This is a genomic window from Streptomyces bauhiniae (genome assembly GCF_004784475.1).
GTDB classification, from domain to species: Bacteria; Actinomycetota; Actinomycetes; order Streptomycetales; family Streptomycetaceae; genus Streptomyces; species Streptomyces seoulensis.
This window is the reverse complement of sequence record NZ_SRRT01000005.1, coordinates 82,075-106,673: the sequence shown is the minus strand read 5'-3', so window position 1 is coordinate 106,673 and position 24,599 is coordinate 82,075. Positions and strand designations below refer to the sequence as shown.

21 protein-coding genes are annotated in these 24,599 nt (G+C 71.1%); 8 read left to right on the top strand and 13 right to left on the bottom strand.

Features of this window, described 5'->3' with window-relative positions; translation table 11 throughout:
* Positions 1–30: 30 nt before the first annotated feature.
* The 3 genes from treS to E5083_RS17425 form a co-directional block, all read right to left on the bottom strand.
* Positions 31–1,749, bottom strand: coding sequence for a maltose alpha-D-glucosyltransferase (gene treS / locus E5083_RS17435; RefSeq protein ID WP_135786628.1), 1,719 nt, complete (start codon positions 1,747–1,749; stop codon positions 31–33).
* On the bottom strand, positions 1,746–3,737 hold the full coding sequence (locus E5083_RS17430; protein WP_135786627.1) for an alpha-1,4-glucan--maltose-1-phosphate maltosyltransferase: 1,992 nt from the start codon (positions 3,735–3,737) through the stop codon (positions 1,746–1,748). Before E5083_RS17430 ends, treS begins: the two co-directional genes overlap by 4 nt.
* Positions 3,738–3,849: 112 nt before the next feature.
* On the bottom strand, positions 3,850–4,149 hold the full coding sequence (locus tag E5083_RS17425; RefSeq protein ID WP_130336045.1) for a DUF5133 domain-containing protein: 300 nt from the start codon (positions 4,147–4,149) through the stop codon (positions 3,850–3,852).
* Positions 4,150–4,451: 302 nt separating this feature from the next.
* On the opposite strand from E5083_RS17425, the gene E5083_RS17420 reads away from it, so the two are divergent.
* Together E5083_RS17420 and glgX are read left to right on the top strand one after the other, a co-directional pair.
* Positions 4,452–4,958, top strand: coding sequence for a pep a2 (locus E5083_RS17420; protein WP_135786626.1), 507 nt, complete (start codon positions 4,452–4,454; stop codon positions 4,956–4,958).
* A gap of 23 nt (positions 4,959–4,981) precedes the next feature.
* Complete coding sequence (gene glgX, locus E5083_RS17415; RefSeq protein WP_167513565.1) at positions 4,982–7,096, top strand: glycogen debranching protein GlgX; 2,115 nt, start codon at positions 4,982–4,984, stop codon at positions 7,094–7,096.
* A 57-nt stretch (positions 7,097–7,153) separates the two neighbouring features.
* On the opposite strand, the gene E5083_RS17410 is transcribed toward glgX, so the two are convergent.
* Positions 7,154–7,966, bottom strand: coding sequence for a VOC family protein (locus E5083_RS17410; protein ID WP_167513564.1), 813 nt, complete (start codon positions 7,964–7,966; stop codon positions 7,154–7,156).
* Between the two features lie 210 nt (positions 7,967–8,176).
* Positions 8,177–8,968 carry an RNA polymerase sigma factor SigF gene (locus E5083_RS17405; RefSeq protein WP_135786623.1) on the bottom strand — a complete coding sequence of 264 codons (792 nt, stop codon included), beginning with the start codon at positions 8,966–8,968 and terminating at the stop codon, positions 8,177–8,179.
* A gap of 357 nt (positions 8,969–9,325) precedes the next feature.
* On the opposite strand from E5083_RS17405, the gene E5083_RS17400 reads away from it, so the two are divergent.
* Positions 9,326–9,847: a hypothetical protein gene (locus E5083_RS17400; RefSeq protein ID WP_135786622.1), complete on the top strand. Its 522-nt coding sequence runs from the start codon at positions 9,326–9,328 to the stop codon at positions 9,845–9,847.
* A 27-nt stretch (positions 9,848–9,874) separates the two neighbouring features.
* On the opposite strand, the gene E5083_RS17395 is transcribed toward E5083_RS17400, so the two are convergent.
* Both E5083_RS17395 and E5083_RS17390 read right to left on the bottom strand, forming a co-directional pair.
* Entirely contained in the window at positions 9,875–10,651 is a 777-nt protein-coding gene (locus tag E5083_RS17395) for an NPP1 family protein (RefSeq protein WP_135786621.1), read from the bottom strand.
* A gap of 109 nt (positions 10,652–10,760) precedes the next feature.
* Positions 10,761–11,711, bottom strand: a complete 951-nt coding sequence (locus tag E5083_RS17390; RefSeq protein ID WP_135787019.1) for an ATP-dependent DNA ligase — start codon at positions 11,709–11,711, stop codon at positions 10,761–10,763.
* Positions 11,712–11,890: 179 nt separating this feature from the next.
* Between E5083_RS17390 and E5083_RS17385 the strand changes: the two genes are divergently transcribed.
* The 3 genes from E5083_RS17385 (at position 11,891) to E5083_RS17375 (ending at position 13,806) form a co-directional block, all read left to right on the top strand.
* Positions 11,891–12,268 (top strand): DoxX family protein, encoded by a 378-nt coding sequence (locus tag E5083_RS17385; RefSeq protein ID WP_425276736.1) that lies wholly within the window; start codon positions 11,891–11,893, stop codon positions 12,266–12,268.
* On the top strand, positions 12,265–12,726 hold the full coding sequence (locus E5083_RS17380) for a peroxiredoxin (protein WP_135786620.1): 462 nt from the start codon (positions 12,265–12,267) through the stop codon (positions 12,724–12,726). The genes E5083_RS17385 and E5083_RS17380 overlap by 4 nt, the downstream gene beginning before the upstream one ends.
* Positions 12,727–12,831: 105 nt before the next feature.
* Positions 12,832–13,806, top strand: a complete 975-nt coding sequence (locus E5083_RS17375; protein WP_135786619.1) for a TauD/TfdA dioxygenase family protein — start codon at positions 12,832–12,834, stop codon at positions 13,804–13,806.
* Positions 13,807–13,816: 10 nt separating this feature from the next.
* Here E5083_RS17375 and E5083_RS17370 read toward each other — a convergent pair whose 3' ends face one another.
* Both E5083_RS17370 and E5083_RS17365 read right to left on the bottom strand, forming a co-directional pair.
* The gene (locus E5083_RS17370) at positions 13,817–14,482 is read right to left on the bottom strand and encodes a response regulator (RefSeq protein WP_135786618.1); all 666 of its coding nucleotides are present in this window, start codon (positions 14,480–14,482) and stop codon (positions 13,817–13,819) included.
* Positions 14,479–15,843 carry a sensor histidine kinase gene (locus tag E5083_RS17365; RefSeq protein ID WP_135786617.1) on the bottom strand — a complete coding sequence of 455 codons (1,365 nt, stop codon included), beginning with the start codon at positions 15,841–15,843 and terminating at the stop codon, positions 14,479–14,481. Before E5083_RS17365 ends, E5083_RS17370 begins: the two co-directional genes overlap by 4 nt.
* Before the next feature lie 332 nt (positions 15,844–16,175).
* On the opposite strand from E5083_RS17365, the gene E5083_RS17360 reads away from it, so the two are divergent.
* On the top strand, positions 16,176–18,593 hold the full coding sequence (locus E5083_RS17360) for a M4 family metallopeptidase (protein WP_425276730.1): 2,418 nt from the start codon (positions 16,176–16,178) through the stop codon (positions 18,591–18,593).
* Between the two features lie 64 nt (positions 18,594–18,657).
* Here the strand turns inward: E5083_RS17360 and E5083_RS17355 are convergent, their stop codons facing one another.
* The 3 genes from E5083_RS17355 to E5083_RS17345 form a co-directional block, all read right to left on the bottom strand.
* A complete protein-coding gene (locus E5083_RS17355) occupies positions 18,658–19,854 on the bottom strand; it encodes a glycoside hydrolase family 64 protein (RefSeq protein ID WP_135786616.1) in 1,197 nt (398 codons plus the stop codon).
* Between the two features lie 135 nt (positions 19,855–19,989).
* Entirely contained in the window at positions 19,990–20,745 is a 756-nt protein-coding gene (locus E5083_RS17350) for a dienelactone hydrolase family protein (protein ID WP_135786615.1), read from the bottom strand.
* A gap of 43 nt (positions 20,746–20,788) precedes the next feature.
* The gene (locus E5083_RS17345) at positions 20,789–21,409 is read right to left on the bottom strand and encodes an L-threonylcarbamoyladenylate synthase (RefSeq protein WP_161190925.1); all 621 of its coding nucleotides are present in this window, start codon (positions 21,407–21,409) and stop codon (positions 20,789–20,791) included.
* A gap of 262 nt (positions 21,410–21,671) precedes the next feature.
* Between E5083_RS17345 and E5083_RS17340 the strand changes: the two genes are divergently transcribed.
* Complete coding sequence (locus tag E5083_RS17340; protein ID WP_135786614.1) at positions 21,672–23,201, top strand: helix-turn-helix domain-containing protein; 1,530 nt, start codon at positions 21,672–21,674, stop codon at positions 23,199–23,201.
* Positions 23,202–23,346: 145 nt separating this feature from the next.
* On the opposite strand, the gene E5083_RS17335 is transcribed toward E5083_RS17340, so the two are convergent.
* The gene (locus tag E5083_RS17335) at positions 23,347–24,573 is read right to left on the bottom strand and encodes a serine hydrolase domain-containing protein (RefSeq protein WP_135786613.1); all 1,227 of its coding nucleotides are present in this window, start codon (positions 24,571–24,573) and stop codon (positions 23,347–23,349) included.
* Positions 24,574–24,599: the final 26 nt, after the last annotated feature.

Genomic DNA, 24,599 nt, shown 5'->3' with positions numbered 1-24,599 from the left:
GTGACGCGTCCTTTCCTCGGCGCCGGGCGCTCAGCGGCGGCGGCCGATGCGGGATGCGGGTCGGGTGAGCCGGAACCAGTAGAAACCGTGGCCCGCGAGGGTCAGCAGGTACGGCAGCTCGCCGATGGCCGGGAACTTCACCCCGCCGATCAGCTCCACCGGGTGCCGTCCGTCGAAGGCCCGCAGGTCGAGTTCGGTGGGCTGCGCGAACCGGGAGAAATTGTGCACGCACAGCACCAGGTCGTCGCCGTACTCGCGGAGGAAGGCCAGCACCGCCGGGTTGGACGAGGAGAGTTCCGTGTACGAGCCCAGGCCGAAGGCGGGGTTCTGCTTGCGGATCTCGATCATGCGGCGGGTCCAGTGCAGGAGGCTGGACGGGGAGGACATGGAGGCTTCGACGTTGGTGACCTGGTAGCCGTGGACGGGGTCCATGATGGTCGGCAGGAAGAGCCGGCCGGGGTCGCAGGAGGAGAAGCCCGCGTTGCGGTCGGGGGTCCACTGCATGGGGGTGCGGACGGCGTCGCGGTCGCCGAGCCAGATGTTGTCGCCCATGCCGATCTCGTCGCCGTAGTAGAGGATCGGCGAGCCCGGCAGGGAGAGGAGCAGGGCGGTGAACAGCTCGATCTGGTTGCGGTCGTTGTCGAGCAGGGGGGCGAGCCTGCGGCGGATGCCGATGTTGGCGCGCATACGCGGGTCCTTCGCGTACTCGGCCCACATGTAGTCGCGTTCCTCGTCGGTGACCATTTCGAGGGTCAGCTCGTCGTGGTTGCGCAGGAAGATGCCCCACTGGCAATTGGTGGGGATCGCGGGGGTCTTGGCGAGGATTTCGGAGACCGGGTAGCGGGATTCCCGTCGCACGGCCATGAAGATGCGGGGCATGACCGGGAAGTGGAAGGCCATGTGGCATTCGTCGCCGCCGGTGGAGTAGTCGCCGAAGTAGTCGACCACGTCCTCGGGCCACTGATTGGCCTCCGCCAGCAGCACGGTGTCCGGGTACTGGGCGTCGATCTCGCTCCGGACGCGCTTGAGGAAGGCGTGCGAGGCGGGCAGGTTCTCGCAGTTGGTGCCCTCGGCCGCGTACAGGTACGGCACCGCGTCGAGCCGGAAGCCGTCGATGCCGAGGTCCAGCCAGAACCGGAGGGCGGCCAGGATCTCCTCCTGCACGGCCGGGTTCTCGTAGTTGAGGTCCGGCTGGTGCGAGAAGAAGCGGTGGAAGAAGTACTGTCCGCGCACCGGGTCGAAGGTCCAGTTGGAGACCTCGGTGTCGACGAAGATGATCCGGGCGTCCTGGTACTGCTTGTCGTCGTCGGCCCACATGTAGTAGTCGCCGTAGGGGCCCTCGGGGTTGGCGCGGGACTCCTGGAACCACGGGTGCTGATCGCTGGTGTGGTTCATGACGAAGTCGATGATGACCCGCATGCCCCGCTGATGGGCCGCGTCCACGAACTCCACGAAGTCGGCCAGGTCGCCGAACTCGGGGAGGACGGAGGTGTAGTCCGCGACGTCGTAACCGCCGTCCCGCAAGGGGGACTTGAAGAACGGCGGGAGCCACAGGCAGTCCACGCCGAGCCACTGGAGATAGTCGAGCTTGGCGGTCAGCCCCTTCAGGTCGCCGACACCGTCGCCGTCGCTGTCGTGGAAGGAGCGGACCAGCACTTCGTAGAAGACGGCGCGCTTGAACCACTCGGGGTCCCGGTCCTTGGCCGGAGTGTCCTCGAAAGTGTCCGGCACGGGTTCGTTCACGGTCATGACGCTGAAGGCCCTCCGATCTGTGACGTCGCCGGCTCGGCACGCAGGACGTGCGCGGGGGCGCGGCCGGGGCTCAGGCGGACATAGTTGTCGCGGCCCCAGTGGTAGGTCTCGCCCGTCAGTTCGTCGTGCACGGACAGGGCGTCGTGCCAGTCCAGGCCGAGTCGCGGCAGGTCCAACGAGACCGTGGCCTCCTGGGTGTGGTGCGGGTCGAGACTGACGACCACGAGGACCGTGTCGTCGCCGGTGCGCTTGCTGAACGCGAGCACCGCGTCGTTGTCGGTCCGGTGGAAGCTGAGATTGCGCAGCCGGCGCAGTGCGGGGTGCCTGCGGCGGATCTCGTTGAGGCGGGTGATCAGGGGCGCGATGGTCCGTCCCTCGCGGGCGGCCGCCTCCCAGTCCCGGCGTTCGAGCTGGTACTTCTCGGAGTTGAGGTACTCCTCGCTGCCCGGCTGGAGCGCCTGGTTCTCGCACAGCTCGTAACCGCTGTAGATGCCCCAGGTGGGGGAGAGGGTCGCCGCGAGTACGGCACGGATCTCGAAGGCGGGCCGGCCGCCGTGCTGGAGGTAGCCGGGCAGGATGTCGGGGGTGTTGGCGAAGAAGTTGGGCCGCATGTAGGCGGCCGATTCGCCCGACAGCTCGGTCAGGTACTCGGTGAGTTCCTGCTTGCTGTTGCGCCAGGTGAAGTACGTGTACGACTGCTGGAAGCCGATCTGGGCGAGGGTGTGCATCATCGCGGGGCGGGTGAACGCCTCCGCCAGGAAGATGACGTCGGGGTCGGCGCGGTTGATCTCCCCGATGACCCGTTCCCAGAACACCACGGGCTTGGTGTGCGGGTTGTCGACGCGGAAGATGCGGACGCCGTGCTCCATCCAGTGCCGGAGCACTCGTACGGTCTCGGTGACCAGGCCGTCCATGTCGGCGTCGAAGGCGATTGGGTAGATGTCCTGGTACTTCTTCGGCGGGTTCTCCGCGTACGCGATCGTGCCGTCCGGACGATGGTGGAACCACTGGGGGTGCTTCTCCACCCAGGGGTGGTCCGGGGAGCACTGGAGGGCGAAGTCCAGGGCGACTTCGAGGCCCAACTCGCTTGCCCGGCCCACGAAGTGGTCGAAGTCCTCGAGCGTGCCGAGATCCGGGTGGACGGCGTCGTGGCCGCCCTCGGGGGAGCCGATCGCCCACGGGACGCCGACGTCGTCCGGGGTCGCGGTCAGGGTGTTGTTGCGGCCCTTGCGATGCGTGGTCCCGATCGGATGGATCGGCGGGAGGTAGACCACGTCGAAGCCCATCTCCGCGATGGCCTCAAGACGCTTCGCCGCCGTACGGAACGTGCCGTGGGGCTGGTCGACGGTGCCCTCGGAGCGGGGGAAGAACTCGTACCAGGAGCCGTAGAGGGCGCGCTCGCGCTCCACCAGCAGCGGCATCGGGTCCGAGGCGGTCACCAGATCCCGCAGGGGGTACCGGGCGAGGACCGCCGCCACCTCCGGGCCCAGGGCGTCCTTCAGCCGGTGGTTCACCGAGAGGGTGTCGTCGCCGAGGGCGTGGGCGGCGGCCAGGACGAGGTCGCGCTCGGGGCCCTTGGGCGCTCCGGCGGCCGCGCGCTCGTAGAGTTCCGCGCCCTCCTCCAGCACCAGGCCGGTGTCGATCCCGGCCGGGATCTTGATGCCGGCCGCGTGCCGCCAGGTGGCGATGGGATCGGACCACGCCTCCACGCGGTAGGTCCAGCGGCCGGTGGCGTCCGGGGTGATGTCCGCGCCCCACACGTCGCTGCCGGGGAACAGCTCGCGCATCGGGGTCCACGGGCCGCGCCGGCCCTTGGGGCCGCGCAGGACCACATTGGCGCCCACCGCGTCATGTCCCTCACGGAACACGGTCGCGGTCACCTGGAACGTCTCCCCGGCCACCGCCTTCGCCGGGCGCCTGCCGCACTCCACGGCCGGCCGGACATCACGTACCGGTACGCGGCCGATGGCCGGGGTCCTGCGCATGGATCTCACCTCCGCCGTGCGCGAAGCCGGGCACACGGGGCCCGGCTTCGCGGTCCTGGATACGGGGCCGGCAGGTGCCGTCCCGTAGGGGAACGCCAGTTACGGTGCCAGGTCAGGGGCTTGGCGCCGTGGATCGCCGCTCCGGTGACTGCGCGCGTCGCGCCGCCCGGCCGGGCTGCGGCCGCCCGTCCTGCTCGCTCAGCCGGCCGGGCGGGGTGGAGCGCAGATACCGCTCCGCGGCGTCCGCCGCCTCCCTGGCGCAGCGTTTTCCCATCAACACGCACAACGTGTAGCCCGAGTCCTCGAAGGTGCTCCGGACCGTGCGGTCGTGGGGCGAGGCGAGCATCACGCGCTCCCACGCCCGGTAACGCCGCAACTGCCGGGCCACTTCGGCCTTGGCGGGTAGCAGCATGGTCCCCTTCACCTTCCACGGCTCTCGACGTCGCGTTCCCGACGGTCGGGTGGTGTCCGAGCACAGGGGGGCGCGGAACCGTTACGGCGATCGAGGGCTTTCACTCATGGTGCACGTGTAAACACACTCCGTCCTGTTGGAGCTTCAACGACCCCGCCGTTCGTGATGCTCGTGTTGCACGAATGGCGTAGCAGTCGCAGTGTGGATGGTGACTCAGAAGCGACTGGCGTTCACGCTGAGTGTCCGGTGATCCCGCCGGACGGCCGTGGAGCAGGAGCTTCGCCGGTGAGGAGCAAGCGACAATGGAGACCGCAGTGCCTCGCTACTACCACCTCGACGTGGAAGTCAGCCCGGAACGGGTGGGACAGGTCAGCCGCATCCTGGCCGCCCACCTCAGTCACTGGGACCTCGACAATCTCGTGGACCCCGTCCGCCGCGGCACCGAGATTCTGCTGCGCGCCATCGACCAGCACGCCCCGGACACCACCACCTCCATCGAGATGTGGTGGAACGGCCAGCACCTCATCACCGCCATCGGCGGCGGCGACCGCGACCTCGGCCCGGACGAGGGTCTGCGCGCCTGCCTCGCGGACATCGCCGCGATGAGCGACGGATGGGGCTGCTGCGCCACCGAGACCGGGGCCAGGATCATCTGGTTCTCGCAGCGTGCCCGCGCCGACCAGCGGGTCCCGCTGGTCCCGACCGCTCCCTCGCCGCACATCCGCCGGATGCTGCGCGTACCCCGCGCGGCCCCGGTACCCGAACGGGTCGCCGAGGTGCCCGCCGGCGCTCTGGCGGGCGCCCGGTGACGGCCAGGAAGTCCCGGAAGGGGGTGCCCGTGTGGAGCGGGCACCCCTATCCGTTGGGCGCCTCCTACGACGGCCAGGGCACCAACTTCGCGCTGTTCAGCGAGGTCGCCGAACGCGTGGAGCTGGTCCTCGTCGACGACGCGGGCGCCGAGACGCCCGTACCCCTCCACGAGGTCGACGGCTTCGTGTGGCACGGGTATCTGCCGGAGGTCGGACCGGGCCAGCGCTACGGCTACCGGGTGCACGGCCCCTGGCAGCCCTCCCTCGGCCACCGCTGCAACCCGGCCAAGCTGCTGCTCGACCCCTACGCCCGTGCCGTCGACGGCCAGATGGACAACGACCTCTCGCTGTACGAACGCGACCCGCACGGCCCGGCGCCCGCCGACAGCGCCGGGCACTCGATGCTGGGCGTGGTCACCGACCCCTACTTCGACTGGGGCGACGACCGCCCGCCGGGGCACCCGTACTCCGAGTCCGTCATCTACGAGACCCATGTGCGCGGCCTGACCCGGACCCACCCCGACGTGCCGGAGCGGCTGCGCGGCACCTACGCGGGGCTGGCGCACCCCGCGATCACCGGGCATCTGACCTCGCTCGGGGTCACGGCGGTCGAGCTGATGCCGGTCCACCAGTTCGCGCAGGACGGGGTGCTGCGCGACCGGGGCCTGTCCAACTACTGGGGCTACAACACCATCGGCTTCTTCGCCCCGCACAACGCCTACGCCGCCCTCGGCTCGCGCGGCCAGCAGGTCAACGAGTTCAAGGCCATGGTCAAGGCGATGCACGCGGCCGGCCTCGAAGTCATCCTCGACGTGGTCTACAACCACACCGCCGAGGGCAACGAGATGGGCCCCACCCTCTCCTTCCGGGGCATCGACAACGCCTCGTACTACCGCCTGGTCGACGGCGACTGGGCGCACTACTACGACACCACGGGCACCGGCAACAGCCTGCTGATGCGCCACCCCTACGTACTCCAGCTCATCATGGACTCGCTGCGGTACTGGGTCACCGAGATGCATGTCGACGGCTTCCGCTTCGACCTCGCGGCGACCCTGGCCCGGCAGTTCCACGAGGTGGACCGGCTCTCGGCGTTCTTCGACCTGATCCAGCAGGACCCGGTGATCAGCCGGGTCAAGCTCATCGCCGAGCCCTGGGACCTGGGGGAGGGCGGCTACCAGGTCGGCAACTTCCCCCAGCTCTGGTCGGAGTGGAACGGCAAGTACCGGGACGCCGTACGGGACTTCTGGCGGGCCGAGCCCGGTTCGCTGGGCGAGTTCGCGTCCCGGCTCACCGGCTCCTCCGACCTCTACCAGGCCAGCCGGCGCCGCCCTAGGGCCAGCGTCAACTTCGTCACCGCGCACGACGGTTTCACCCTGCGCGACCTCGTGTCGTACAACGACAAGCACAACGAGGCCAACGGCGAGGGCAACCGGGACGGCGAGAGCGACAACCGGTCCTGGAACTGCGGCGTCGAGGGCGACACCGACGTCCCGGCCGTGCTCGAACTGCGGGCCCGCCAGCAGCGCAACCTGCTGGCCACCCTGCTGCTCAGCCAGGGCATCCCGATGCTCGGCCACGGCGACGAACTCGGCCGCACCCAGGGCGGCAACAACAACGCCTACTGCCAGGACAACGAGGTCTCCTGGATCGACTGGGACCTCACCGACGAGCAGCGCGCCCTCGTCGACTTCACCCGGCGCCTGATCGGCCTGCGCGCCGAGCACCCCGTGCTGCGCCGGCGCCGGTTCTTCCGGGGCGAGACCGCGACCAAGCGGAAGCAGCCGCTGCCCGACCTGATCTGGCTGCGGCCCGACGCCCGCGAGATGACCGACCAGGACTGGCGGCGCGGCGACGCGCACTCGGTGGGCGTCTTCCTCAACGGCGACGCCATCGCCGAGCGGGACGCCTACGGCGGCAGGGTCGTCGACGACTCCTTCCTGCTGCTCCTGAACGGCTTCTGGGAGCCCGTCGACTTCCGCCTGCCCGCCGCCTCCTACGGCGAGCGCTGGACGACCCTGATCGACACCGCCGACCCCGAGGGCGTGCCGGACGAGCGGGAGCGCAAGGCGGGCACCCGGCTGCGGGTCGAGTCGCGGAGCCTGGTCCTGCTGTCCCGGCCGTCCCGCGTCGGCTGAGCGGGGACAAGAAGAGGGCGCCCACCGGAATCCGGTGGGCGCCCTCTTCGCCGTCCGTCAGCGCGGCTCGCGCGCGGTCACCGTGAACTGGGCGCCGTCCTGGTCCCGCAGGACCGCCTCCCGCTCGCTCTCGCTCAGCACACTGCCGCCGTGCTTCTCGGCGCTGCGGGCGCAGCGCGCCACGTCGTCGACGGAGAAGTGGATCTGCCAGTGCGGCCGTACCGAGGGGTCCGGGGCCGCCTCCACCGCGCCGGAGTCGATCCGCGCCACCACCGTGCCCTGGCTGCGCAGCACGACCTCGCCGCCCTCGTACTCGACCTCGCAGCAGCCCGGCTTCCCGGTGGCCCAGTCCAGCACCTCGCCGTAGAAGATCGCCGCGTCGAAGGCGTTGCGGGTGTGCAGGCGGATGAAGGCGGGGGCGGAGCGGCGCCAGGACTCCCAGTCGGAGAACAGCTCGCCCTGCCAGATGCCGAAGGTCGCCCCGTCCCGGTCGGCGAGCAGCGCGCCCCGGCCGGGCGGGAAGGACAGCGGGCCCACGGCCGCCGTGCCGCCGCGCTCGCGGACCCGCGCCACCGCCACGTCGGCGTCGGGGACGGCGAAGTACGGGGTCCAGGCCACCGCCGTCTGCCACATCCCGGCGACCGCGGCGATCCCGGCGATCGGCACGCCGTCCGCCAGCGCGATCCGGAAGTGGTCGCCGAGGCGGGCGTCGCGCCAGCGCCAGCCGAGCACGGCGCTGTAGAACTCCTCGGTGGCGTCGAGGTCGCGGCTGGTCAGGCTCACCCAGCAGGGGGCGCCGAAGACGGAGTGCGTCGAAACGGCGTCCTTCTTCTTCCTCAAGCCACCGCTGACGGATGTGTGGTGATTCATGACGGTCGCGTCCTGCTCTCGGGGCCCGGCGGCCACCGGTCTCGACCAGTGTCCGGCCGAAAAGGGGTCGGCTGCCTCCCGACTACCCCGCGGGAGGGCCCTGATGTGCGGTGACATCCCCCGGCCACGCAGCGCGTCCGGGGCGTCACGAAGACGGGCGGCTCTCGCCCGAAAGAGTGAAAGGCGCGGTGACGCGGGAGAGACGGGGCTTCAGCCGGACTCGGTGAGCAGTTCCTCGCGCAGCCGGTCGAAGCAGCCGCTCAGCAGCCGGGAGACGTGCATCTGGGATATGCCGAGCTGCTCGGCGATCCCGCTCTGCGTCATCCCCCGGAAGAACCGCAGGTAGAGGATGGTGCGCTCCCGCTCGGGCAGCGCCGCGAGGCAGGGTTTCACGGCCGCCCGGTCCACCACCAGGTCGAAGCCCGGGTCCGGCTCGCCCAGGGAGTCGCCGAGCGCGTACCCGTCCGTACCGGCCACGTCGGCGTCCAGGGACAGCGCGGAGAAGCACTCCAGCGCCTCCATGCCGGTGCGCACCTCGTCCTCGCTGAGCCGGGTGTGCGCCGCCAGCTCCGCCACGGTGGGCGGGCGGCCCGGGATGGTCTGCGCCAGTTCCTTGCCGGCGCTGCGGACCCGGTTGCGCAGGTCCTGCACCCGGCGCGGCACATGCAGGGTCCACATGTGGTCCCGGAAGTGGCGCTTGATCTCGCCGGTGATCGTCGGCACCGCATACGCCTCGAAGGCCCGGCCGCGCTCGGGGTCGTAGTGGTCCACGGCCTTCACCAGGCCCAGGGCGGCCACCTGGTACAGGTCCTCCAGGGACTCGCCGCGGCCACGGAAGCGGACGGCGATCCGCTCGGCCATGGGCAGCCACAGGCGCACCAGCTCGTCCCGCAGCGCCGCGCGCTCGGGACCCTCGGGGAGCCCGGAAAGGCGCTCGAAGGCATGGGCCGTGTCAGGGGCGTCGTCGTGAGGGTGGGTTTTCGTGCTGCCAGTTACAGACATCGCGTGCACTTCTCTCGCGGGCTGGGGCGACAGGCACATTCAGCACTGCAGTCCCTCTTCCCCAGTGTGCGGCAAAAACAAACAAACATGCCAATAAGGGACGAAACCCGTGTCGGTCTTGACCCGGTTTTGGACTGGGTGGCTCCATGGACGCGGGCCGTGAGAGGCGGTCGCCCGGAGTGATGTGCGGCACGCGCGCGAGCGGTGCCCGCGCACCCGCCCGGACGGTTTCTCCTGGGCACGGCTTGATCACCGAGCGAAGCGGGCGAACCGCCTGGCCATGTGGCATTCCGCTCATTTGACAGTGTGCTGAGCACACGGATAGACAGCAGCTCGCGGATGGTCGAGAGGGGCACTGTGTACGAGCCGAACGTGGTCGGTGACTGGCAGGAATACGGCGAGCACGCCGGTCTGCGGGTCCGCGTCCACCGTCTGGAGACGGCCGAACCGCCCCGGGGGCGTGACGACGCCGCGGCCGGGCTGACGTACTTCAGCGTCCGGGTGACCATCGAGAACCGCGGCACCCGCCCGTGCAGCGTCCAGCTCGAGGACGGTCAGATCGACGTCCGGGTCGGCGCCGACGGCGAGGGCGCCTTCATCGACTGGCGCAATTCGCAGTTCATCGAGGGCTTCGACGTGTACCCGCTGCGCCGGGCCACCGCCGTGGTCCACGCGGCCGCCGCCGAGGACGCGCTCACCCATGTCGACGTCCAGGTCCATCTGCGGGTGGACGACGAGTGGACCGACCGCAGGCTGTGGGCCGGCGGCATCGGCCTCACCGAGACCGCCCAGGTGGCCACCGCCGCCTGCGGGCCCGACAGCCTGGCGCACCAGCTCACCGCGTACCTGGAGGAGCGGACCGAACCCGGCACCGCCTGACGGGTGCCGGGCCGGCCCGCGAGAGGGTCAGGCGTTCGGGTCGAAGGGGATGCCGGCCGGCTTCGCCGACGCCAGGTGCGAGGCGAAACTCGCGTCCTTCAGGCCGAAGTTGGCGCTGCCGAAGTCATACGTGCTCAGCTTGTCGCGCAGACCGGGCGGGTAGCCGTCCCAGCCGACCAGCGCCGGGTACTGCCAGGTGTGCTTGTGGTTCTCCGGCGGGTCGTCATTGGTGTTGGCCAGCCGGAAGCAGTGCGTGCCGATGCCGTCCTTGTGGTAGACGACCTTGGCGTGGGTGCCCTCGAAGCGGACCTCGGAGACCGGGTGCACGGTGAAGGAGCCGTGGTTGGACGTCGACACGTACCGCGTCTGTCCGTCCTGCACCCACACCACCACGTGCTCCCAGTCGTTGCGGTGGCCGCCGATGCTGCTGCCGGGCAGCGCCTGGTCCTTCTCGAAGTACAGCCCGTAGAGATAGCCGCACCAGCCGTTGTTGCACTTGGCGCGCGAGTAGCCGTTGGTGTTGTCCAGGTCCGAGGCGTCCCGGCAGTTGCCGTTGAGCGCGCCGGTCGGGTTCAGGCCGGGGTTGACCGTGCCGTCGGGGCCGATCGCGGGCGTCGAGTAGCAGCCGTCGGTGTCGTAGTCGAACGCGGGCTGGTACTTCAGCTCCTCGGCCGTGGCGTTGACCGGGAGGGCGAGCGGGGGAGCGGCGAAGGCCGCGGCCGGGAAGGCGATCACGAGGGTGGCGGCGCCGGTGAGCGTGGCGAGCCATCTGCCGCGCCGTCGGCGGGACGTGGACGAACCCACTTCAATCTCCAACTGCGTTGGGGGACAAGGCAGTTCAGCATCCCGGCCGAAGGCCCCGCTGTGAAGCCGTCCCACCTGTCCCACAGGTGAAATCCTGTCAGCCGAGTGTTCAGAGATCCTCGGGGAGGTCCGCCGTCGACTCCTCCGGGGTGAGGTCGGTGCGCAGCCGCAGCCAGCTCGGCTGGCGCAGCAGCCCCGCCCGCGTCCGGGTGCTGAAGCCGACCTCGCCGACCAGCCGGGGCAGCACCCAGCGCGCCCCCGGAATCCGGGGCACGGGGTCGAAGGGGCACCGCTCGCTCGCCGAGGCCGCCAGCAGTGCGGCCAGCTCGGTGCGCTCCCCCTCGCTCCACCCCGTGCCCACCCGGCCCGCGTACACCAGCCGCCCTCCGGCCCGCCGGCCGACCAGCACCGCGCCCGGCAGCCCGGACAGCCGGCCCTTGCCGGGCAGCCAGCCGCCGACGATCACATCCACGCTCCGGGTGTTCCGGATCTTGATCCAGTTCCGGGAGCGGGTCCCCGGCTCGTACACCGAGTCCAGCCGCTTGCACACCACCCCCTCCAGGCCGTGCTCCCGCGTCATCCGCAGCGCCTCGGCACCGTGTCCCACCACCGCGCCCGGCACCGACCAGCGCGGACCGTTCAGGTTGAGGCCCGCCAGCAGGTCCCGCCGCCGCGCGTAGGTGGCTGCCATCTGGGGCCCGGAGAGGTACGGCACGTCGAACAGCACCAGGTGGACCGGTGCCCGTGCCGCCCGGTGTGCGGCCAGGGCCGGGGTGTGCGCGAGGCCCATCCGGTTCTGCAGCGCCTGGAAGTCGGCCCGGCCCTCCGCGTCCAGCGCCAGCACCTCGCCGTCCAGGATGGCGGGCGTGTCGCCCAAGGCGGCGGCCAGTGGGCCGAGTTCAGGGTAGGCGGCGGTGATGTCCTCCCCGGAGCGGGCGCGCAGCAGCAGGGTTCCGTCGCCGGGCAGGTAGACCATCACCCGCTGCCCGTCCTGCTTGGTCTCGTACGCCCAGCGCGCGTCCTGGGCGGGCGGCGGCAGGGTGCCGGGGGTGGCGAGCATGGGGCGGACGAACGGCAGCGGGGCGACGGTCACGGCAGAACATGTCGACCACGCCGGACGCCACCACGCCCACCGCGCCGAGGGTTCCCCCGAACGGCTGCCGCCGCCGCACCCGTACCCGAGCCGCCGACCTGCCCCTACCGTCAAGTAATATCCGGCGGCAGGCCATCGAAGGAGACATCGTGCCCCCACGCTCGCCCCTGCTGCTCGCCGGTCTGCTGGCCTCGGCCGGGATCGCCCACTTCGCCGCCCCCAAGATGTTCGACGGGCTCGTCCCCCGCTCCCTGCCCGGCTCGCCCCGCACCTGGACCCACGTCAGCGGGGTCGCGGAACTCGCCCTGGCCGCCGGGATCGCCGTGCCCGCCACCCGCGCACCGGCCGCGAAGATGGCCGCCGCCTTCTTCGTCGGGGTCTTCCCCGCCAATGTGAAGATGGCCGTCGACTGGCGGCACCGCCCCGCCCCGCAGCGCACCGCCTCCCTCGCCCGGCTGCCCCTCCAGGTGCCGCTGGTGCTGTGGGCCCGGGGCGTCGCCCGTACCGCGAAGGGACAGTCATGAGCCTCCAAGTCGGCGACACCGTCGAGGACTTCACGCTGCCGGACGAGACCGGCACCGAACGACGGCTGACGGAACTCCTGGCCGACGGCCCGGTCGTGCTGTTCTTCTACCCGGCCGCCCTCACCGCCGGCTGCACCGCCGAGGCGTGCCACTTCCGCGACCTGGCGAGCGAGTTCGAAGCCGCCGGGGCCCGGCCCGTGGGCATCAGCGGTGACACCGTCGAGAAGCAGCAGGAGTTCGCCGGGCGCCACACCCTCGGCATGCCCCTGCTCTCGGACACCGACGGCACGATCCGTGAACGCTTCGGCGTCAAGCGGGGCTTCACGCTCGCGCCCACCAAGCGGGTCACCTTCGTCATCGGGCAGGACCGCACGGTCCTGGAGATCGTCCGCAGCGAACTGCGCATGAACACCCACGCCGACCGGGCGCTGGACGCGCTGCGAGCGGCGAAGGGCTGAGCGCTGCTTTTGCATGGCAGGTGTCAGCCGTCGCGCTCGCCAAGGGCGCCGTCGGGCTGACACGATCACGGTGAGGCCCGTACGACGACCTTCGGGAGCGCACACATGACCACGGACAGCACCTCGGCGGAGCGGCCCGAGCGCAGCGCGGGCGTGGCGGTGAAACCGGTCGCGGGGCACATCGGCGCCGAGATCACCGGCGTCGACCTCGCCGCACCGCTCGACGACTCCCTGGTGGCGCTGATCAGGGACACGATGCTGCGCTGGAAGGTGGTGTTCTTCCGCGACCAGCGGCTCGACCACGCCGGGCACGTCGCCTTCGCCCGCCGCTTCGGCGAGCCCGTGGTGCTGCGCAAGCGGGGGAGTGCCTCGCCGGAGGGCTTCCCCGAGGTGGAGACGACCGCCGACCGGCTGGAGCTGGGCGGCCGGTTCGGCATGGAGCACGAGGAGTGGCTGCGCCGGCGCCGGCACACCCTGCTGCGCGGCTGGCACTGCGACCACGGCGCCCGGATCGACCCGCCCGCCGCGACCATCCTGCGCGCCGAGACCGTACCCCCGTACGGCGGCGACACCACCTGGGCCAACCTGGCCGCCGCCTACGCCGGGCTCTCCGCGCCGGTGCGCGCCTTCGTGGACGGCCTCAGGGCCGAGCACCGGCTCGGGGTCGGCTACCAGCCCCGGCCCGGCGACGACGCGTACCTGCGGCATCTGCTGGACCACCAGGTCGCCTCCGAACACCCCCTGGTGCGGGTGCACCCGGAGACGGGGGAGCGGGTGCTGTTCGTCAACGGGTATTACCTGGAGCAGATTTCCGGCGTCTCCCGGCCGGAGAGCGCGGCCCTGCTGGAGATGCTGCTGGAGCAGGTGGTACGGCCGGAGTACACCGTCCGCTTCCGCTGGGAGCCCGGCAGTGTCGCCTTCTGGGACAACCGGGCCACCGTCCACCTCGCCCCCAGCGACACCGCCCACGTGGACCACCCCCGGATCATGCACCGGGTGATGCTCCAGGGCGACGTGCCCGTGGGTGTGGACGGCATCGCCTCCAAGCCGCTGGTGGGCACGGAGCCCGGACGCTGGTAGTCCCGCCGGGTCACCCCGGTGTGACCAGCCGCGCCTCGTACGCGAACACCGCCGCCTGGGTGCGGTCCCTCAGGCCCAGCTTCACCAGGATGCGGCTCACATGGGTCTTGACGGTGGAGTCGGCCACCACCAGCCGCTCGGCGATCTCGGAGTTCGACAGGCCCTGCGCGATCAGCACCAGCACCTCCGTCTCCCGCTCGGTCAGCTCGCCGTAGGCCGCGTGGGCGGCCGGCATCAGGCGCGGAGCCTCGGAGAGGCGGGAGAACTCGTGGATCAGCCGCTTGGTGACGGTCGGCGCGAGCAGCGCCTCTCCGGAGGCCACCACCCGCACGCCGTCCGCGAGTTGGCGTGCGGAGGCGTCCTTCAGCAGGAAGCCGGAGGCCCCGGCCCGCAGGGCCTGGTACACGTACTCGTCCAGGTCGAAGGTGGTGAGCACCAGCACCTTGGCCGTCGCGTCTGCCGCGATGATCTCGCGCGTCGCCTCGATGCCGTTCATCTCCGGCATGCGGATGTCCATCAGGACGACGTCCGGGGCGAGTTCACGCACCCGCGCGACGGCCTCGCGGCCGTTGACCGCCTCGCCGACGACCTCGATGTCCGGCATCGCGTTCAGCAGGACCGAGAAGCCCTCGCGGACCATCATCTGGTCGTCGGCGATCACCACGCGGATCGTCATGCCCCACCCTCGCTCGGGGCGGCCGCCGGGACCGGCAGGAACACGGCGACTTCGTAGCCGCCCTCGGCCGTCGGGGCCGCCGTCATCTCGCCGTTCAGCATGGAGACGCGTTCGCGCATGCCCGTGATGCCGTGCCCGGCGCCGGGGGAGGGCTTGATCAGACTCGGCGCGGGCGGCGCCCCGTTGACCACGCGCAGACCCAGACCGCCGAGCACGTACCCGATCTCCACCTTGGCGTCCGCGCCCGGCGCGTGCCGCAGGGTGTTGCTGAGCGCCTCCTGCACGATCCGGTACGCCGACAGCTCCACGCCCTGCGGGAGTTCGCGCACCGCGCCCGTCACCGTCCTGGTGACGTCGAGCCCGGCGTCCCGGACGTTGGCGAGCAGGGCGTCCAGGTCCGCGAGGGTGGGCTGCGGGGCGTCCGGTGCCTCGTAGTCCTGGGCGCGGACCACGCCCAGGACCCGGCGCAGCTCGGTCAGGGCGGCGACCGCGTTCTCCCGGATGGTGGCGAACGCCTTCTCCAGCTCCGGCGGCGGGTTCTGAACCCGGTAGGGCGCGGCCTCGGCCTGGATGGCGACCACCGACATGTGGTGGGCGACCACGTCGTGCAGCTCGCGGGCGATGGTGGTGCGCTCCTCCAGCAGGGTGCGCCGCGAGCGCTCGTGCGCGGTGACGGTCTGGTGGACGCTCACCTCCCGGCGGGCCTGCCTGAGGGTCTGCCGGACCGAGACGGCCAGCAGGAAGGCGCCGGCGAAGAACAGCATCGGTCCCAGGTCGGACCCGTGGCCCAAGTCGTCGCTCCAGCCGAACAGACCGTAGGTGAAGAACCCGTAGACCGCGGTCAGCAGCCACATCCAGGCGGCCGTCCGGGGGCGGGTGCGCATCGCGACGACCGTCACCACGGCCAGGTGCGCGACGAAGCCGCCGGGCAGCCAGGGGGATTCGCGCGTGGTACCTCCGTCGAGGAACAGGGCCAGGGCGTTCCCCGCCAGGGAGACCCAGAAGGCCCCCACCGGACGCACCAGCGTCAGCAGCACCGGCGCCCCGGCCAGCAGCGCGCACAGCAGTCCGAACAGGCCGTCGGTGTACGTGCCCACCACGGAGACGAACGCCGACAGCCCCGCGACGGCGGCCACCGCCATGTGCGGTGCCCAGGCCCCGTACTCCCGCATACGCGCGGAGCCGCTCCGGGTGAAGCGGCCGCCGGGTTCGGTGGGCGGCAGCGGGCGGTAGGCGAAGGCCTGGTGGAACAGGTCCTGCCGCAGCCCGCGCAGGGCGTCCGCGGCGAACCGGAACTCGGGGCTGCGCTGCCGCGCGGTCCGGCCCGGCGGTATCGGCTGGGTGTGCGTCGTATCGGTCACGGAAGAGACGGTAGGGGGAGAGCGGGGGTGCGGTCGTCCCCTCACAGGCGGGTTCTCGGGGGTCCGTCTCAGGGGGGAGGCGGGGTACCCCTCGGAGACCCGCTCCGGGAAAACCGGCACTCCGGAATGCGGACGGTCATGGTGATTTCTTTGTCCGGTTGTCAAAAAGGTTTTACACAGCGAGGTTTGAGGTCGAATTCATTCGCCGGAATCCCTGCGACCTCCTAGGGAAAACCCTCGCTTGCCCCGGCGCTTGGTGACATGACCTAGTCAAGGTGCCATTCTCGCCCCGTACGCGCATCCTCCCCACTCCCTTCACAGGAGGAGTACGAGTGAGACGCCTTCCCCACAGACCCCTTTCCGGCCGGGTTTCCCGCAAGGGAGCCACGGTCGGGGCCGCCCTGCTGTCCACGGCGGCGCTCCTCGCCGTGGCCGTCCAGGCGACCCCCGCGGCCGCCCGGCCCGCCGCCCCCCACGCCCCGCTGCGCACCGGCGCCCTGGAGGCCAGGCTCAGCCCCGCCCAGCACGCGGCGCTGCTCAAGACCGCCAAGCAGGGCACCGACGACACCGCCCGCTCCCTCGGCCTCGGCGCCAAGGAGAAGCTGGTCGTCCGGGACGTCGTCAAGGACAACGACGGCACCGTGCACACCCGTTACGAGCGCACCTACGCGGGCCTGCCGGTCCTCGGCGGCGACCTCGTGGTGCACACCCCGCCCGCCTCCGTGGCCAAGGGCACGGTGAGCACCACCTTCAACACCAAGCGGGTCATCAAGGTCGCCTCGACCACCGCGGCCGTGACCAAATCCGCCGCGCAGTCCACGGCGCTCAAGGCCGCCAAGGCCCTGAAGGCGGAGAAGCCCGCCGCCGACAGCGCGCGCAAGGTGATCTGGGCCGGCTCCGGCACCCCGACGCTCGCCTGGGAATCCGTCATCGGCGGCTTCCAGGACGACGGCACCCCGAGCAAGCTGCACGTCATCACCGACGCCACCTCCGGCAAGGAGCTGTACCGCTACCAGGCGGTGCAGACCGGCACCGGCAAGACCCAGTACAGCGGCACGGTCAGCCTCAACACCACGCTGTCCGGGTCGACGTACCAGCTCTACGACACCACGCGCGGCGGCCACAAGACGTACAACCTGAACAAGGGCACGTCGGGCACCGGCACCCTGTTCACCGACGCCGACGACGTGTGGGGCTCGGGCGCGGGCTCGGACACCCAGACCGCCGCCGCCGACGCCGCCTACGGCGCCCAGGAGACCTGGGACTTCTACAAGAACACCTTCGGCCGCAGCGGCATACGCAACGACGGCGTCGCCGCCTACAGCCGCGTCCACTACAGCAACGCCTACGTCAACGCGTTCTGGGACGACTCCTGCTTCTGCATGACCTACGGCGACGGCACGAGCAACACCCACGCCCTCACCTCGCTGGACGTCGCCGGCCACGAGATGAGCCACGGTGTCACCTCCAACACCGCCGGGCTCAACTACACCGGTGAATCCGGCGGGTTGAACGAGGCGACCTCCGACATCTTCGGCACCGGTGTGGAGTTCTACGCGAACAACACCAGCGATCCCGGTGACTACCTCATCGGCGAGAAGATCGACATCAACGGCGACGGCTCGCCGCTGCGTTACATGGACAAGCCGAGCAAGGACGGCGCGTCCAAGGACAGTTGGTCCTCCAGCCTCGGCGGCCTGGACGTGCACTACTCCTCGGGCCCGGCGAACCACATGTTCTACCTGCTCTCCGAGGGCAGCGGTACCAAGGTCATCAACGGCGTCACCTACAACAGCCCGACCTCGGACGGCGTCGCGGTCACCGGCATCGGCCGGGACAAGGCCCTCCAGATCTGGTACAAGGCGCTGACGACGTACATGACGTCCAGCACCAACTACGCGGCCGCCCGCACCGCCGCCCTGAACGCGGCCACCGCGCTCTACGGCGCCAACTCCGCCGAGTACGCGGCCGTCGGCAATGCCTTCGCCGGGATCAACGTCGGCAGCCACATCAACCCGCCGGCCAGCGGGGTGACCGTCACCAACCCGGGCAACCAGTCCGCCACCGTGGGCAAGGCGGTCAGCCTCCAGATCCAGGCCAGCAGCACCAACAGCGGCGCGCTCAGCTACAGCGCCACCGGGCTCCCGGCCGGGCTGTCGATCAACGCCTCCACCGGCCTGATCACCGGCACCCCGACCAGCGCGGGCTCCTCCAGCACCACGGTCACCGTGACCGACTCCGCGGGCAAGACCGGCACGGCCGCCTTCACCTGGACGGTCAGCGCCACCGGCGGCGGCTGCTCGGCGACCCAGTTGCTCGCCAACCCCGGCTTCGAGTCCGGCAACACCGGCTGGACCGCGAGCAGCGGCGTCATTACCACCGACAGCGGCCAGGCCAGCCACGGCGGCTCGTACAAGGCTTGGCTGGACGGCTACGGCTCCACGCACACCGACACCCTGGCCCAGTCGGTAGCGATCCCCGCGGGCTGCAAGGCGACCCTGACCTTCTACCTGCACGTGGACTCGGCGGAGACCACCACCAGCACCCAGTACGACAAGCTGACGCTCACCGCCGGTTCGACCACCCTGGCGACCTACTCCAACCTCAACAAGGCCACGGGGTACGTCCTGAAGACCATCGACCTGTCCTCGCTGGCGGGCTCGACGGTCAGCCTGAAGTTCACCGGGGTCGAGGACTCCTCGCTCCAGACCAGCTTCGTCATCGACGACACCGCCCTGACGACCGGCTGATCCGCACCTCCCCGCACGACAAGGGTCCCGCACACGGGTGTGTGCGGGACCCTTCGCGTTCCCGTCAGTTCAGCGGGTCCAGCGTGAGGTACGCCTGCTGCGGGTTGCCGTCGTTGACGAGCGACTCGTGGGCGCCGACGTCGTCGAAGGCGAAGGCGTACGCCTTGCCGTCGGCCATCTGCGCGTGGATGGCCTTCGCGTACTGGTTGGTGACCCCGTCCTGGTAGAAGCCGGCGTCGGAGCTGTCCGGCTGGTTGGGGTTGCTCAGCAGCGTGGAGCGGTTGTAACCGGCGCACAGGGTGCGGGAGATGGGCCCGCGCACCTGGTCGTTGGGCGCGTCCAGCAGCTTGTGGCAGCCGAAGATGCTGGAGGCGTCCGGCTTCTGGAAGCTGGTGACCACCGCGCCGGAGGAGTTGGTGAAGTTCATGACGTTGCCCGAGACCCGGCCGAAGTACTTGGTGTTCGGCTGGTCGGTGAACGGCGTCACGGTCAGGGTCTGCGAGGAGTACTTGGACCAGACCCGGTTGACGTAGTCGTCCATCACGTTGGCCGGCAGCGCCCCGGTCTCCACGCCGTACAGCGGGGAGAGGGCGCGCAGCACGGTGCCGTCCGAGCGGGTCTGCACCAGGCCCGACCAACCCGACTTGCTCTTCAGCGAGTTCATGACGGCCGAGTAGCCGCCCGCCTTCAGGTGGCCGGTGGTGGCGACCTGGCCGTTGCCCCGCTTCACACCGACCGCGTAGGGCGCCGAGAACATGTCGACCTGGGTGCTGTTGAGCCAGAGCCCGGCGTCGTTGAGCGTGTACTCGGACCAACTGAACAGGATGTCCCGGTTCGGGTCCGAGGGGTTCTGCACGGCCGGCTGCACCAGACCGCCGGTGGTGAGGCGGAAGTCCAGCTTGCGGCCGTAGGAGAAGTAGATCCGGCCGGAGAACTTCGGTATCCGGATGGTCGTCGACTGGCCCGGACCGGGCCCGGCGATGGCCGCGTCCGGCGCCGGGGTCGGCGGGTTGCCGCCGGCCGGCCAGGCGTGGAAGGTGCCGCCTGCGTCGGCCCAGCCCTGCTGCCCGGAGGACAACTGGGTGCCGAGGTCGTAGATGTACACCGGCTCGGAGCGGCCCGAGTTGTTGGTGATCTGGAGCGGGATCGTGTCCGGCACCGCGGCACTGGCCTGGCCGGCGGCGCCGAACGTCAGCACTGAGCCGACCAGGGCGGCCGTGGCCGTGGCCGACAGCGCGGAACGAGCGATTCTTCGAGTCAACTCTCCACCTCCGTGTGGGGGTTCGGGGCGGCACGGATACTGGTCCGTACCTTGTTGAGAGCGCTCTCAGAGTGCTTGTGTGTCACGGACGTGTCAATCAGTTGAACCGAACACGTTCCGTGACGTGAGCAAGCGTCAGAAAGTGCGCCGCAGAAGGGAGTTGAGTGCCGCCCAGTGACGCTCCTCGGCCGCCGCGTCGTAGGACGGGGTGTCCTTCTGGGTGTAGCCGTGCGGCGCGCCCTCGTAGACCTCGCTGGTGTGGCGTACCCCGGCGGCCGTGAGCGCGTCGTCCAGGCGGCGCATCTGCTCCTCGGGCATCGAGGAGTCCTGGTCGGCGTGGCCGAAGTACAGCTCGGCCGTGATGCGGCCGGCGCCCAGGTGCGGGCTGTCCGGGTCCTCGGTGGCCAGGTTGCCGCCGTGGAACCCGGCGGCCGCCGCCACCTGCTCGGGATGCGTGGCCGCCGCGCGCAGTGCGAGCCGGGCGCCCATGCAGTACCCGGTCACCGCCACCGGCCCGGCCGCGACCAGCGGGGACTCCTCCAGCCAGCCCAGGAACGCGTCCGCGTCCACCTCCGCCTGCTCAGGGGTGAGCGAGTGCACCAGCGGGCCGAGCCGCTCCCAGATCGTCGGGTCGGACTCCGGGTCGATGAACTCGGGCAGGTCCAGCACCGGGGCCGTGCCCTGCCGGTAGAACACATTGGGGACCAGCACGGTGTACCCCCCGGCGGCCAGCCGGTCGGCCATCCCGTTCAGCCAGGGGCGCAGCCCGTAGGCGTCCTGGTAGAAGAGGACACCGGGATACGGACGTCCGTCGGCGGGGTGGGTGAGATAGGCGTCGGCGTCCCCGTCCCGCGTGGGGATGGTGACGGTCGTTCCCTGTACGTCGGTCATGATCAGCACGCTTCCTTGTCGGTCTGGGCCGGGCTCGGCCGGTCTATTCGAACCGCGCGGGGTCGCCCGCGCCCACCCGCACGATCTCCGCCTCGCCGCTGGAGAAGTCCACCACCGTGGTCGGCTCGGTGCCGCACTCGCCGGAGTCCACCACCGCGTCCACCACGTGGTCGAGCCGGTCCTTGATCTCCCAGCCCTGGGTCAGCGGCTCCTCCTCGTCCGGGAGCAGCAGGGTGCTGGACACCAGCGGCTCGCCCAGTTCGGCCAGCAGCGCCTGGGTCGCCACATGGTCGGGGATGCGCACACCCACGGTCTTCTTCTTCGGGTGCATCAGCATGCGCGGCACCTCGCGGGTGGCCGGCAGGATGAAGGTGTAGCTGCCCGGCGTCGCCGCCTTCACCGCGCGGAACACGTCGTTGTCGATACGGACGAACTGGCCGAGCTGCGCGAAGTTCTGGCACATCAGCGTGAAGTGGTGCCGGTCGTCCAGCTTGCGGATGGAGCGGATGCGCTCCATGCCGTCCTTGCTGCCCAGCTTGCAGCCGAGCGCGTAGCACGAGTCCGTGGGATAAGCGATCAGCGACCCCGACCGGACCGCGTCCGCGATCTGCGCCACGGCGCGGGGCTGCGGGTTGTCGGGGTGCACGTCGAAGTACTTGGCCATCCGCCGAGCTTAAGCGGTTCCCCTCCGTCACTCGCGCACCCCCACCCGGCCAGGCGTAGGACGCGCGGACCGGGGCATCCGCACGTCGAGGCACCCGGAGCACTCCCCCCCCCAGCTCCGGGCCCCGCCGTCTCCGCCGGTGGCCAACGCCCCCCAGGCCACCGGCGGAGCTTTGTCCGCGTTCACCCGGAGACGCGCGGCGGAGGTGTCGGGTAACGTCGGCCGTCGAACGTCGAGGCCGAGACGGGACGAGGTGCACGACGTGGCCGCCCGAGCCGGCGAGGGCACCCACGCCCCACCGCCGTACGACACCGCCGCCACCTGGGCGGAAGAGCTGCTCGACCAGTTGCGGCCCGCCGTACGGCACCCGCGCCGGGTCATCGCCTGGCTCGCCCGCACCGTCCACGCCACCGCAGGACTCGAGGACGCCGACGGCCGGCTCCTCGCCGGCGACCGCCTCCCCGCCGACACGGCCGTCCGCGCCGACGTGGCCACCGGACGGATCTCCGCCGCCGCCCTGGAGGACGGCGGACGCCATGTCCACCTGGTCGGCATCCGCCACCCCGGACCGGGCCGCGCGGCCGGTGCCGTGCTCACCGTGGCCCGGCCCGAGCCCTTCGACCGGCGCGCCGCCGAGATCGTCCACCGCACCGCGGGCGTCCTCGGCCTGCTGCTCCGGGAGGGCGAACTCGCCCGCTCCGCACGCCGGTTGCGCCGCGCCTCCGCCGATCTGCGCCTGGCCATCCTGCAACTGCTCATGGTGGAGGACGTGGTCTCCGCCCGCCGCGTCGCCGCCGGACTCTGGCCCGGCCTGCTCGAACAGGACACCGCCCGCGTCTATGTCGTCGAGGGCACGCCCGCCGGACGCGACGCCCTCGCCGAGGAGTGCGCCGACGTCACCGAGGGCCGCGCGCTGGTCGTGCGCTGCCCCGCCATGGACGGCCATGTCATCGTCGTCAGCCCCGCCTCCGCGCCGGGGGAGCGGCTGCGCACCCTCGTCGCCGACCGTCCGGACACCTACCTCGGCGGCAGCCTCCACCAGCGCCTCGCCCGGACCGCCACCGCCTACGGCCAGGCCGTCAGCGCCCTCGCCGTCGCCCGGTTCAGCCCCGGCCGCAGCGCCGTCTACGCCGAACGCACCCACCCCGAACGCCTGCTGGACCCGGCCGCGCTGCGCACCTGGTCCGCCCGGACGCTGCGCCCGCTGGACACCCTGCCCCACCACACCCGCGCCGAGCTGCTGGCCACCACCCGGCTGGGCCTGGACTTCACCGCGGTCAGCGCCGCCAAGGTGCTCGGCGTCAGCCGCAACACCGTCCGCGCCCGCATGGACCGGCTGCAGACCCTCCTCGACACCGACCTGACCGACCTCACCACCCGCACCGCCGTCCGCCTCGCCCTGCTCACCGAGGCGGCACACGGCCCCTACGCCCCCGGCACCACCCCGCACACCGGCCCCCGCTTCACCGACCTGCTCGACTCCGCCGCCCTGCGCGACTGGGCCCGCGACCTGCTCGGCCGGCTGGACGGCGACGGACGCGACCTGCGCGCCACCCTGAGCGCCTGGATCGCGGCCGGCGCCAACGCCGAACGCGCCGCGAAACAGCGGGGCGTGCACGCCCAGACGGTCCGCGAACACGTCCGCGCCGCCGAACCCGTCCTGGAACGCCAGCTCCTCGCGGGCGGCAGCGACCTGTACGAGGTGGTCCTCGCCCATCTCGCGGACGGCACCCTCGCGGCCCCCGAGGCAGCCGCGAACGGGGACCAAGCGGACGCACCTGTGCACGGCTGAGTGCTCACCGGCGCCGACCGGGCACCGCTGCGATGGCCACCGCCGGGCCCCGCGGTTAAGTTCGGCAGTCCAGCGGGGGTACGACCGGAGCGGGGGACCGGTCGTACCCCTCTCGCATGCCCGCGCACCGGCCGCGTGAGCGGGCTCAGTGCTGGGTGTTCTGCGCGGGCAGGTCGTAGACGTGGCCGGGGGAGATGACCTTGGTGACGGCCTGCCCGAACAGGGTGCTCGGCTCCTGGCCGTTGTGCGAGATGTCGGTGTTCAGCAGCACCACCAGCGAGGTGCTCGCCGAGGGCAGATACACCGTCAGCGACTCGTACCCGGGCAGTGAGCCGTTGTGGCCGATCCAGCCGTGCACATTGAAGATGCCCAGGCCGTAGCCCGCGTCGGGGTAGCCGGTGGGCGGGGTGAGCAGGCGCTGGCGCTGGGTGGCGGGGGTGATCATCCGCTCGCCGTCCGGGAACCGCCCGGTGGCCACCGTCCGGGACCACACCCGCATGTCCTCCAGGTTGGAGACCATCGCGCCGGCCGCCCAGCCCCAGGACGGGTTCCAGCCGGCCGTCTCCGCGATCTTCCCGTCCGCCGTCTGGTCGGTGTACCCCTGCGCGTGCGGCTTCGGGAACTCGGTGCCTTCGGGGAACGAGGTGTGCTTCATCCCGGCCGGGTCCAGCACGTGCTGCTGGATGTAGTCCCCGAGCCCCTGCCCGCTCTGCTGCTCCACGACCAGGCCCAGCAGGATGAGGTTGGTGTTGGAGTACTCGAACTTGGTGCCCGGCTCGAACTGCACCGGGTGCTTGAAGGCGTAGTCCAGCAACTGCTGCGGGGTGAAGGAGCGTTGCGGGTCCGAGGTGAGCGCCTTGAAGAAGTCCGGGTCCTGGGAGTAGTTGAACAGCCCGCTGCGCATGTCGGCGAGCTGGCGCAGCGTGATCTTGTCGCCGTTCGGTACGTCGGCGATGTACCGGCCGATGGGGTCGTCGAGGTCCACCTTGCCTTGGTCGACCAGTTGCAGCAGCGCGGTGACGGTGAACGTCTTGGTCTCGCTGCCGATCCGCATGTAGAGATCCGGGGACATCGGGCGCTTGCTGCTCTTGTCGGCGACACCGAAGGAGCGGACGTAGTTCCCCTTGTCGGGCGTCCAGATCCCGACCGTGACACCGGGGACGTTCGCCTCGCGCATCACCCGCTGTACGGCGTCGTCGATCTGCCGGTTCACCTCGGGGGTGAGGGCCTGTATGTCGGGGCCCGTGGGGGAGGGGGAGGGCGCGGCGGGCGGCGCCGCCAGAGAGGGGGCCGCGGTGAGCGGGACGACGAGTGCGCCGAGCGCGGCCGCGGTGGCGAGCCTCCGGCGCAGGCGTGCTGGGGAACGGGGCATGGCTGACTCCAAGCACATGAGAGCCG